The sequence below is a fragment of the Kitasatospora sp. MAA19 genome (assembly GCF_029894125.1).
In the GTDB taxonomy this organism is placed as follows: domain Bacteria; phylum Actinomycetota; class Actinomycetes; order Streptomycetales; family Streptomycetaceae; genus Kitasatospora.
The window spans coordinates 268,213-279,296 of the sequence record NZ_JARXYZ010000009.1 but is presented as its reverse complement, the minus strand read 5'-3'; the positions used below and the strand labels follow the sequence as shown (position 1 = coordinate 279,296).

9 protein-coding genes are annotated in these 11,084 nt (G+C 70.4%); 2 read left to right on the top strand and 7 right to left on the bottom strand.

The window, feature by feature from the left end; all coding sequences use genetic code 11:
* On the bottom strand, positions 1–219 hold a 219-nt coding region (locus P3T27_RS17255; protein ID WP_280679287.1), incomplete at its 3' end, for a hypothetical protein.
* 200 nt (positions 220–419) lie between these two features.
* Here P3T27_RS17255 and P3T27_RS17250 point away from each other — a divergent pair.
* Positions 420–2,222, top strand: a complete 1,803-nt coding sequence (locus P3T27_RS17250) for an APC family permease (protein WP_280679285.1) — start codon at positions 420–422, stop codon at positions 2,220–2,222.
* 31 nt (positions 2,223–2,253) lie between these two features.
* Here P3T27_RS17250 and P3T27_RS17245 read toward each other — a convergent pair whose 3' ends face one another.
* From P3T27_RS17245 to P3T27_RS17220, 6 genes are all read right to left on the bottom strand, one after another.
* Positions 2,254–3,501, bottom strand: a complete 1,248-nt coding sequence (locus P3T27_RS17245; RefSeq protein ID WP_280679283.1) for a DUF2254 domain-containing protein — start codon at positions 3,499–3,501, stop codon at positions 2,254–2,256.
* 567 nt (positions 3,502–4,068) lie between these two features.
* Positions 4,069–5,106: a sugar ABC transporter substrate-binding protein gene (locus P3T27_RS17240; RefSeq protein ID WP_280679281.1), complete on the bottom strand. Its 1,038-nt coding sequence runs from the start codon at positions 5,104–5,106 to the stop codon at positions 4,069–4,071.
* Positions 5,107–5,186: 80 nt separating this feature from the next.
* Positions 5,187–5,885: a FadR/GntR family transcriptional regulator gene (locus P3T27_RS17235; protein ID WP_280679279.1), complete on the bottom strand. Its 699-nt coding sequence runs from the start codon at positions 5,883–5,885 to the stop codon at positions 5,187–5,189.
* Between the two features lie 128 nt (positions 5,886–6,013).
* Entirely contained in the window at positions 6,014–7,045 is a 1,032-nt protein-coding gene (locus P3T27_RS17230; protein ID WP_280679277.1) for an ABC transporter permease, read from the bottom strand.
* A complete protein-coding gene (locus P3T27_RS17225; RefSeq protein ID WP_280679255.1) occupies positions 7,029–8,585 on the bottom strand; it encodes a sugar ABC transporter ATP-binding protein in 1,557 nt (518 codons plus the stop codon). The genes P3T27_RS17230 and P3T27_RS17225 overlap by 17 nt, the downstream gene beginning before the upstream one ends.
* 83 nt (positions 8,586–8,668) lie before the next feature.
* Positions 8,669–9,715 (bottom strand): sugar ABC transporter substrate-binding protein, encoded by a 1,047-nt coding sequence (locus P3T27_RS17220; RefSeq protein WP_280679253.1) that lies wholly within the window; start codon positions 9,713–9,715, stop codon positions 8,669–8,671.
* 515 nt (positions 9,716–10,230) lie between these two features.
* On the opposite strand from P3T27_RS17220, the gene P3T27_RS17215 reads away from it, so the two are divergent.
* Positions 10,231–11,082, top strand: coding sequence for a fumarylacetoacetate hydrolase family protein (locus tag P3T27_RS17215; RefSeq protein ID WP_280679251.1), 852 nt, complete (start codon positions 10,231–10,233; stop codon positions 11,080–11,082).
* Positions 11,083–11,084: the final 2 nt, after the last annotated feature.

Genomic DNA, 11,084 nt, shown 5'->3' with positions numbered 1-11,084 from the left:
CGCCCGGAACGTCGATCGGGTGTCTGTCCATCCCTCCATGGTGGGGGACCGGGAAGGCCGGTTTTCCATGGAGACGGCCGCGTGGTCGTCGTGGGATTCGTCCCAGGGCAGGACGAGTGTGGGCCGGCCGTCCGGGCTCCAGGCGACGTGTAGATCGCGGTGGTCGGCGTGGGCCCGCCGGCCGTGCAGGATCGCGTCGTCGTCGGCGCAGATCAGCACGGCGCGTACCCGGAGCGGGCGAGCGCGGCGGCGTCCTGCGATTCTCCGACGAGGGGATGACCGTCCGTCGGTCGATTGACCCGTCAGTGTGACCGGCCTCCCGGCGACGGCTGCCGGGCGCGCCGTGCCGTCACGCGGCCCGGCAGACTGGGCGACGGCGTCAACCCTCCGTCGGCGGTGAGGTCTCCTTGGCATACGGCATGTCCCGTCGTGAGCTCCGCCCGAAGGTACGGCTGTTGCCGGGAGAGGGCGGCCGGGACCACCTGACCAGCCTGGAGGGGCTCGCCGCGCTGTCACTCGACGCACTGAGCTCCGTCGCGTACGGGCCCGAGGCGATCGTCCTCGTGCTGATCGCGGCGGGCACGGGCGCCCTCACCGCCGCGCTGCCGATCACCGTGGCCATCACCGTGCTGCTCGCCGTCCTGGTGGTCTCCTACCGGCAGGTGATCGCCGTCCACCCGGACGGCGGCGGTGCCTACGCGGTCGCCAAGAAGGACCTCGGCGCACCGGTCAGCCTGCTGGCGGCGGCGAGCCTGGTGGTGGACTACGTGCTCACCGTCGCCGTCAGCCTCGCGGCCGGAGCCGCCAGTCTCGCCTCCGCCTTCCCCACGCTGAACGGGCACCTGGTGGAGGTCTGCCTCGGGCTGCTGGCCCTGCTCACCCTGGTGAACCTGCGCGGCATCGCGGAGAGCGCCCGGGTGATGATGCTCCCCACGGTGCTGTTCATCGGGACCATCCTCGGCATCATCGTGCTGGGACTGGCCAGGACCCACCCCGCCGCCGTGGTCGGTACCGCCCGGACCGTACCGGTGACCGCCACCCTCGGCCTGCTGCTCGTACTCAAGGCGTTCGCCGCCGGCTGCTCCGCCCTGACCGGGGTGGAGGCGATCGCCAACGGCGTGCCGGCCTTCCGCGAGCCGCGCGCGAAGCGCGCCCAGCGCACCGAGCTGATGCTCGGCGCACTGCTCGGGGTGATGCTGCTGGGCCTGGCGGTGCTGATCCGCCGCGACCACGTCGCCCCGCGCTACGGGGTGACGGTGCTGGCCCAACTGGCTGCCGGAGCCTACGGCGACGGGTGGGCGTACTACGCGACCAATGTGCTCGTCGCCGTCATCCTGGCGCTGGCCGCCAACACCAGCTTCGGCGGGCTGCCGGTCCTGATGAGCCTGCTGGCCCGGGACCACCGGCTGCCCCACCTGTTCGGGCTGCGCAGGGAACGCCCCGTGTACCGCTACGGCGTGCTCGCGCTCGCCCTGCTCTCCGCGCTGCTCCTGCTCGCCGTCGACGCCGACACCCAGCGGCTGATCCCGCTCTTCGCCATCGGGGTCTTCACCGGCTTCACCATCAGCCAGACCGGTCTGGTCCGGCACTGGCGCCGACAGCGCCCACCGGGCTGGCGGCGCCGGGCGGTGATCAACGGCACCGGGGCCGTGATGACGGCGGTGGCGACGCTGGTGTTCCTGCTCTCGAAGTTCCTGGAGGGCGCCTGGCTCGTCGTGGTCGCGGTACCGCTGATGATGCTGCTCTTCGCGCGGATCCAGGGCTACTACACGGCCGTCGAGGTCGAGCTTGGGCTCGGCCGGGTCCCCGCGCGGCCGACCCGCAACTCCAGTCTGGTGATCGTGCCGATCGGCGAGGTCAGCAAGCTGGCCGAGCACGCGCTCAGCGCCGCACTCGCGCTCGGCGACGAGGTGGTCGCCGTCACCGTCCAGTCCGACCCCGGGACGGCCGCCGCCCTGGTCAGGCGGTGGGACGAGTGGAACCCCGGTGTGCGCCTGCAGGTGATCGACAGCCCGCAGCGCTCGCTGGTCGAGCCCATCGTCCGGTACGTCCGGAACGAGGCACTGGGCGGCCGCCAGATCGCGGTCCTCATCCCCGAGGTCGAGCCCCGGCACCGCCGCTACCAGATTCTGCAGAACCAGCGCGGCATCCTGCTCGCGGCCGTCCTGCGGGCCCGCACCGACGTCGTCGTCTGCGTCCTGCCGCACCGGCTCTCGCTGTGAGGCCCGGCCGACGGCGGCCGGGCAGCGTCGCCTACGACTCGGCGGGCGCCGGTTCCACGTCGTCCCGGAGGGCGAGCAGTGCGCGGTACCTGCGGCGCACGTCCAGGCGGTCGGCCTCCTCGGGGACCGAGGCGTCGCACGACCGCTGGATCATGGTCGCCTGCTCCAGCAGGACCTGGCGCCTGGCCGGCGCCGAGGTCTGTTCCATGATCTTGTGAAGGCCGTCCAGCTGGCGGATCATCACCGCGGGCATGCCGGGCGCCGACTGGCGGATCTTCTCGAAGGCGCGCTGGACCAGCCGGTCGTAGTCGGCCTGGTAGGCGATGACACGGATGTGGCCGCTCACGTCCTGGTGCACGCGCTGCGGATGCCATCCGGTGGTGATCCGGCACAGGCACTCGCTCAGCCAGTCGATGCAGGTCAGCGCGGTGAACGTGTCGTTCACGGCGGACGAGAGGGCGCGGATCGCGATCTCCACCAACTGGTCGACGCCGAAGGACACGTCTTGGGTCAGCGTCCGGTACGGAAGGTGGAGCACGGCACCCGACTCCGTGGCGATCAGGACCAGCCGTTCGTGTCGGATGTACTGCAGATAGCCGCTGGCCGTGGTCGGGATCGTGGCCCCGGAGGACTCGATCCGCCGGATCAGCTCGTCCTCGGTGGGACCGGCGCGCAGGGTCCCGGGTACGTCGGTGTCCGTGCCGCCCTGGGTCTCGATGGCGCGGCCGAGGTCGTCGGCGATGCTCGCGATGACCTGGGGCAGCTGGATCATCGTCGCGATGTGGTGGATGAAGTAGATCAGCACGGCCAGATCGACGACGGTCAGTGCGAGGGACACGGTGATCGACAGGTGCGGGACGAAGTCCCCGTGCGGTCCGGGGCTGATCGCGACCAGGACCAGCACGGTGTAGAAGAAGGTGGCCACGAAGGTGCCCAGGGTCAGTTGCGTACCGCGGTCCCGGATGAAGTTGCGCAGCATCCGGGGCCCGAACTGGGTCGATGCCAGGGTCAGGGCGACGATCGTGATCGAGAAGACCAGGCCGACCACGGTGATGATCGCCGCGGCGATCGTGGTCAGGATCTGCCGGGCACCGTCGGCGGCTCCGCTCAGCACCCACGTCGGCAGGGAGAAGCGGCCGTTGTAGGCGTACCGGTCCAACAGCACGGTGCAGGCGAACAGGGCGGCCGCGACCGCCGCCTCGACCGCCGGGACCAGCCACAGGTTGGTGCGCAGGGTCTCGCGCTGCCAGTCGGCCTCCAGAAACGCCCCGCCGCGCATCAGCCGACCCGCCCGACTTCTCGCCGCACCCGCCGTCCTGCCCGGCCCAGGGCGCCGAGGGACTCCCGAGCTGACTGGTGCGCCACCGCTGCCACGGTTACGGAAGCCGGACGCTGCCAGCGGCCGTCGGCCGGCTTCGTGGCGGTCTCTCGCACGGGGCCGTCCCGCTGCAGGAGGCGGTCGGCGGGAACCCGGACGGGGGGAGGAGTCCTCGCGGCTGAGGAGGACGGCGTGCCCGGCGCGGCCGGTGAGGTCGCCGAGTTCGACGTTCTCGACGGCGGCCAGTTCGGTGGCGGCCTTGGCGAGGACGGTCTGGGTTGGTTTCGGGTCGTCGATGCCGGACGAGTGGTGGTCGTGGTCGAGGAGGAGGCGGTCGCCGTGGCGGGTGACCAGGCGGCGGCGGTACCCAGGGCCAGGGCGACGATCGCCCTGGCCACCGGTGCACTTCGCATGGTGCGGCCCCTCAGCGGGGGTGGGTGGGGGAGCAATCAGTGGTGGTGCACAGACCGGAGTCCCGTCGTCCCGTTGGTGCGGTGGAGGCCGGCCTGGTTCTGCGGCCCGCCTCGGTCAGCCCGCGGCGTGGTTGGCCCAGAGCGACGGGTCGTCGACGTTCTCCTTGGTGACCAGGGGAGCGGGGAGCTGGTCCTCCAGGCCGTTGGGCAGCTGGATGATGGTCGACTGGTGGTCGGTGGGCCCGGGTTGGAAGTTCCTGCCCTCGGCCGCGGCCTTGGCATAGTACAGGGCGTACTTGGCGTAGAGGTCGGCGGGCTGGGAGACGGTCGCGTCGATGTCGCCCTTGCGGATCGCGTCGAACTCCTGCGGGATGCCGTCGTTGGAGACGATGGCGATGTGGCCGGGCTGGCCGGCGGGCTTGAGCAGGCCCTTCTGGCGTAGGAGGTCGAGGGTGGGCTGGAGGAAGACGCCGCCGGCCTGCAGGTAGATGCCGTTCAGGTCCCGGTTGGCGGCGAGGGTGGACTGGAGCTTGGCGGAGGCGACGTCGCCCTTCCAGTCGGTGGGCAGCGCGATCACCTGGATACCGGGGAAGTTGCGTTTCATGCAGGCGGCGAATCCCTCGGAGCGTTCGTATCCGTTGATGGAGCTCAGTGCGCCCTGGAGTTCGGCGACCTTGCCCTTGCCACCGAGCTGCTTGCCGAGGAACTCGCAGGCCTTGGCGCCGTACGCCTTGTTGTCGGTGCGGACCACCATGTAGACGCTGCCGTGCTCCGGTTCGGTGTCCACGCTGATCGTGTGGATGTTGGCACGGAACAACTCGGAGAGTGTCGAATCGGTGGTCATGGTGTTCTGCGGCGCCATGACGATGGATTTGGGATGCCGGGTGGCCAGCGAGTGGACGTTGGCGGTGAACGTCGCGTCGTCGCCGTTCGAACGGGTCGGGGGCAGGACACTCAGCTGCTGGTCGTTGATCTCCTGCTGGATGTACTTCGCGTACGCCTTCCAGAAGTCGGAGTCGGCGCGGGGGATGTCGATGCCGATCTGGGGGCGGGAGTTGCCGGGGTCATCACTGCCACCGCAGGCGGTGAGGCAGCCGGCGAGCAACACGGCGATGCAGCCCGTGCAGGTGGTCCGGATGGTTCGGCTCTTCATGTGTCAGACCGTCCTGGGTCGTGGGGGTTTTGCGCGCTGAGGGGGAGGGGAACTGATTCGCGGGATGCGGCACGTCGCCGTCAGGCGATGGCGTCGAGGTCCGGGGGGTCGGTGCCGGCGGCCAGCCAGTCCTCGACGGCGGCGACGTGCACGGTGCTGGCACTGGCGGCCAGGACGGCATCGTGGTCGACCAGGGCCCGCCAGATGGCCTCGTGTTCGCGGTGGGCCTGCTCGCGGGCAGGGGTGTTGTGCGTACCGCGCACGATGCGCAGCCGCTGGGTGTGGGTGGAGAGGATGCCGAGCAGGGTGGACAGCACGGGGTTGCCGACGGCATCGGCAATGGTGCGGTGGAACTCGATGTCGAGCTCGATGAACTCCTCGATGTCGGCGGCCGCAGCGCTCTGGTCGAGGACGGCCCGCAGCGTTCGCAGGTGGTCGTCGGTGAGCAGGCCGGCGGCGAGGGCGGTGACCTGTGGCTCCAGCAGGCGCCGTACCTGGAGGAGTTGCCGGGCCGTGTGCCCGTGGGAGACGTCGGCGGCGAAGGCCATGGCTTCCAGCAGGAGGTGTGGCTCCAGGCCGGAGACGTAGGTGCCGTCGCCCTGCCTGGGGACGAGGATCCGCATCGCGGTGAGCGCCCGGACGGCCTCGCGCAGCGAGTTGCGGGACAGCCCGAGCTGGTCGGCGAGATCGGCCTCGTTGGGGAGTCTCGCGCCGGGCAGCAGGGCGCCGGAGACGATCATTTCCTTGATCTTCTCGATGGCATGGTCGGTCACCGCCATGGTGTTCGCCTCCTGCGTGCGGGCATGGGAGTGATGGTCGGTCGAGGGGGCGGGGAGGCCGAAGCGGCGCGACCGGTTCCCGCGGAGCTGGTCGCGCCGCTTCGGCGGCTCTCAGGCCGGGGGACCCGTCACTCCTGTTTCTCGCCCGAGGCGAAGCGGGAGATGATCAGCGCGACGATGATGATCGCGCCGTTGAGGAACTGGTTCCACAGCGGCGGCACGCCCGCGAGGGTCATGACGTTGACCACGAGCTGGAGGGTCAGCACACCGGTCAGGGCGCCGAAGAGGGTGCCGCGGCCGCCGTTGAGGCTGACGCCGCCGATGACGGTGGCGGCGAAGACCTGGAAGATCCACCCGTTGCCCTGGTCGGCGGAGATGGAGCCGTAGTGGCCGGTGTAGAGGACGCCGGCGAAGGCGGCCAGCAGGCTGCCGAGGATCAGCACGATCCAGGTGATCCGGTCGACCCGGATGCCGGCGGCGCGGGCGGCCTCGGAGTTGCCGCCGATCGCGTACAGGGCGCGGCCGTGGCGCAGCCAGGCGAGGGCGCAGCCGCCGGCCAGGAAGAGCAGGGCGCAGATCCAGATCGCCGCGGGGACGCCGAGCCAGCTGGTGCTGCCGAGGTAGGTGAAGGAGCCGGGCAGGGTGACGATCGACTGGCCCTGGGAGATCGCGACCTGGAGGCCGCGGAGCAGGGTGAGCGCGCCGAGGGTGACGATGAAGCCGTTGAGGCGCAGCTTGAGGATCAGGAACCCGTTGATCGCCCCGATGAGCGCGCCGACGGCCAGGCACAGCGGGATGGCCGTCCAGGAGGGAAGGAGCCCGAGGCCGTTGAAGCGCGCGCCGTGGTCGGGGAGGACCAGCCAGACGGCGATGACAGGGGCCACGCCGATCGTGGATTCCAGGGACAGGTCCATCCGGCCGACGATCAGGATCAGCGCCTCGGCCAGCACCAGCAGGCTCAGTTCGGTGGCCTGCTGGCCGACGCCCAGGAGGTTGTCGGAGGTGAGGAAGGCGGGTGAGACGGCGAAGCCGATGACGCCGAGGACGAGCAGGACCGGTACGAGCGACAGGTCACGGTAGCGGGCGAGGTCGAAGCGCCGGCCGGCCGGTGCGGTGCCGGCGGTGGCCGCGCGCGGGCGGACCTCAGTGGTGGGAGACATCGCGTTCCTTCGTGTCGGTCGGGCCGGACATGCCCTCCATGGCTGCGACCAGCTGTTCGTCGCTCCAGCCGTGCTCGAACTCGGCGACGACGCGGCCGTGGAACATGGCCACGACGCGGTCGCAGACCCGCAGGTCGTCGAGTTCGTCGGACACGATCAGAGCGCTCTTCCCGGCGTCGGCGACCTCGCGGACGGTGCCGAGCAGGGACTCCTTGGATTTGACGTCGACGCCGTTGGTGGGCCGGATGGCCACCAGGACGTGCGGCTCGGTGGCCAGGGCCCGCGCGATGACCACCTTCTGCTGGTTGCCGCCGGACAGTGCGGACACCGGGGCCGAGGGGCCGGGTGTCTTGATGTCGAGGTCGCCGATCATCCGCTCGGCGAAGGCCCGGGTACGGGAGGGCAGCACCGTGCCGAAGGGCCCGAGCTGGCCGGTGACGGTCAGGGTGGCGTTCTCGGCGACACTGCGCTGCGGGATGAGGCCCTGGATGTGCCGGTCCTCGGGCACGAACCCGATGCCGGCCGCGAGAGCGGCGGGAACGCGACCGGTGCGCACCGGGCGGCCCGCGACGGTGATCGTGCCGGCCTGCGGGCGGTGCAGACCGGCGATGGTCTCGCCGAGCCGGACGTTGCCGCTGGCGGCCGCGCCGGCCAGGCCCACGACCTCGCCGGCGTGCGCGGTCAGGGAGAAGTCCTGGTAGGCGCCGGCCAGGCTCAGGCCCGAGACGTCCAGCAGCGGGGCACCGTCGGGGCGCGTCCGGCCGGTCACCGACCAGGCGGGCTCGCTGCCCCGGGAGCTCTCGCCGGTCATCGCTTCCACCAGGGCCTGCTGGTCGAGTTCGGCGACCGGTGCGGTGATGATGTGCCGGGCGTCGCGGTAGACCGTGACGGTGGTGCAGAGGTCGTAGACCTCCTGCAGGTGATGGGAGATGAACAGGAAGGCGACGCCCTGTTCCTGCAGTGAGCGCAGCTTGTCGAAGAGCCGCTCGATGCCGCGCGCGTCGAGCTTGGCGGTGGGCTCGTCCAGGATGATGAAGCGGGCCCCGAAGGACAGCGCCCGGGCGATCTCGACGAACTGGCGCTGCTCGACACTCAGGTCCTCGGCGCGCGCGGTCGGGGCGACGTCCACGCCGTACTCGGCGAGCAGCTCGGTGGCGCGGCCGCGCAGCTGCTTCCAGCTGATCGGGCGCAGGACGCCCTTGCTCTGCCTGTCCAGGAAGAGGTTCTCGGCGACGGTCAGCGCGGGGATGATGGTGGAGCGCTGGTAGACGCAGGCAACCCTGGACCGCCAGGCGTCGGTGTCACCGGGGGCCGGGGCCTGCTCGCCGTTGAAGCGCAGGGTGCCGGTGTCGGGGTTCTGCAGGCCGGTGAGGATCGACACGAGCGTGGACTTGCCCGCGCCGTTGCGGCCGACCAGGGCGTGCGACTCGCCGGGCGCGACCGAGATGCGGGCGTCGCTGAGCGCGACCGTGGCGCCGAAGCGCTTGCTGATCCCGTCGGCCTCGACGACGGGGCCCCGGACGGGGCTGGGGTCCGCCATGGCGGGGATGTCCTTTCCGCAGGATCCGTGCGTGGCGGCCCGGGAAGGGGGGGCCTGGCCGCCACGCACGAGGGGTCGGTGGGCTACTTGCCTACGCCGTTGCCCCAGAGGGACTTGTCGTCGACGTTCTCCTTGGTGACCAGCGGCGCGGGAAGCTGGTCCTCCAGTCCGTTGGGCAGCTGGATGATGGTCGACTGGTGGTCGGTGGCACCGGGTTGGAAGGTCTTGCCCTCGGCCGCGGCCTGCGCGTAGAACAGCGCGTACTTGGCGTAGAGGTCGGCGGGCTGGGAGACGGTCGCGTCGATGTCGCCCTTGCGGATCGCGTCGAACTCCTGCGGGATGCCGTCGTTGGAGACGATGGCGATGTGGCCGGGCTGGCCGGCGGGCTTGAGCAGGCCCTTCTGCTGGAGCAGGGCGATGGTGGGCTGCAGGAAGACACCGCCGGCCTGCAGGTAGACGCCGCCCAGGTCCGGGTTGGCGGCCAGGGTGGACTGGAGCTTGGCGGAGGCGACGTCGCCCTTCCAGTCGGTGGCCAGCTCGGTCACCTGGATGTCGGGGAACTTCTCCTTCATGCAGGCGGCGAAGGCCTCGGATCGGTCGCGGCCGTTGACGGAGCTCAGCGCGCCCTGGAGTTCGGCGACCTTGCCCTTGCCGCCGAGCTGCTGGCCGAGGAACTCACAGGCCTTGGTGCCGTACGCCTTGTTGTCGGCGCGCACCACCATGTAGACGTTCCCCTTGTCGGGGCGGGTGTCGATGCTGACCACGGGGATCTTCTTGGCGGTCAGCTGGTCGAGGGTGGAGGCGATCGCGCCGGTGTCCTGCGGGGCCATGACGACGGCCTTGGCGCCGGTGTTCTGGAAGACCTGGACGTTGGCGACCAGCTTGGTGACGTCGTTCTGCGAGTTGCTCACCGGCAGGGTGTTGAGGCCCTGGGCGGAGGCGTCCTGCTTGATGTACTGCGCGTAGGAGTTCCAGAAGTCGGAGTCCGCACGCGGCAGGTCGATGCCGAGCGCCGGCTTGCCGCCGGCGGCGGAGTCCGTCGTGCTGCCGCGGTTGCAGGCCGTGGCGGCCCCCGCCAGGACGACTACGGCGGCGGCCGTGGCCGCGATTCTGGAGGAGCGAGGCTTCATGGTGCTGATCTCCTTGGCTGGGATGTCCGGGCTCCCCTGCGAGGGTGGGGATCCGGTGTGGCGGGAGGCGGAGCGGCCTGTCCCCGGGAGGTGAAGCGGGGGTGGTTGAGCCGGATCTCCCTTCCCGGCCGTCATCCAGGAGGGAGGCCATGGATGCGGCGGGTCGTGGCAGGCGCGCCGGATCGTGCTCCCCGTAATCATCGGAGGGCTTGCGATCACGAGGACCATACGAGCTTGGCGCATGACTGACAATAGGGAAACCTCGGGCGAATCTCAACCGTAACGTCCGGGCCTCCATTCCGCATCGCAGTGAGCTGTTATCTACTGTCTGAGCTTGATATTTGATGAACAGTTAGGAGATGTTTGGCTCCTGGCACCCGACGGACGCCGACAGACATCGGAGGACTTCTTGCGGTGGGTGGCCGACACTCGTATGGTCAGGTCGTCGAGGATTCATCCGATGTGTCGGCCCGGTGAAGAGCCCCGGCCCGCAGACCTATGACAGGAGTCAGGCCATGAAGCTCGTGCGGATCGGACCGGCGGGAGAAGAGGCTCCGGCAGCCCTCGGCGACGACGGCCGGGTCTTTGCACTCTCGGGCCTGACCGATGACATCGACGGGGCGTTCCTCGCCTCGGACGGGATCGACCGCGTTCGCGCCGCCCTGGCCGCCGGAGAGCTCCCTCCGATCGACCCGGTCGGCCAGCGGATCGGTGCACCCATCACCCGCCCGGGCAAGGTCGTCTGCATCGGCCTCAACTACCGCGACCACGCCGATGAGACCGGCGCGGCCGTCCCCGCCCGGCCGGTGGTCTTCATGAAGGACCCGTCCGCCGTGGTCGGCCCCTATGACCAGGTGCTGATCCCGCGCGGCTCGGCCAAGACCGACTGGGAGGTCGAACTCGCGGTCGTGATCGGCCGCGAGGCCCGCTACCTGGACTCGCCCCAACAGGCCCTCGCCCATGTCGCGGGTTACGCGATCAGCAACGACGTGTCCGAGCGGGAGTTCCAGCTCGAGTACTCCGGGCAGTGGGACCTCGGCAAGTCCTGTGAGACCTTCAACCCGCTCGGCCCCTGGCTGGTCACCCCGGACGAGGCCGGCGACGTGCAGGCCCTCGGCCTTCGTCTGGCCGTCAACGGCGAGCAGCGGCAGAGCGGCAGCACCAAGAACATGATCTTCGACGTCCCGTACCTGATCTGGTACCTCAGCCAGTACATGGTGCTGCGGCCCGGAGACGTCATCAACACCGGCACCCCGGCCGGCGTGGCCCTGGGTCTGCCCGGCACCCCCTACCTGCGCGCGGGCGACACCGTCGAACTGACCATCGACGGCCTCGGTATCCAGCGCCAGACCTTCTCCAACGCCTGAAA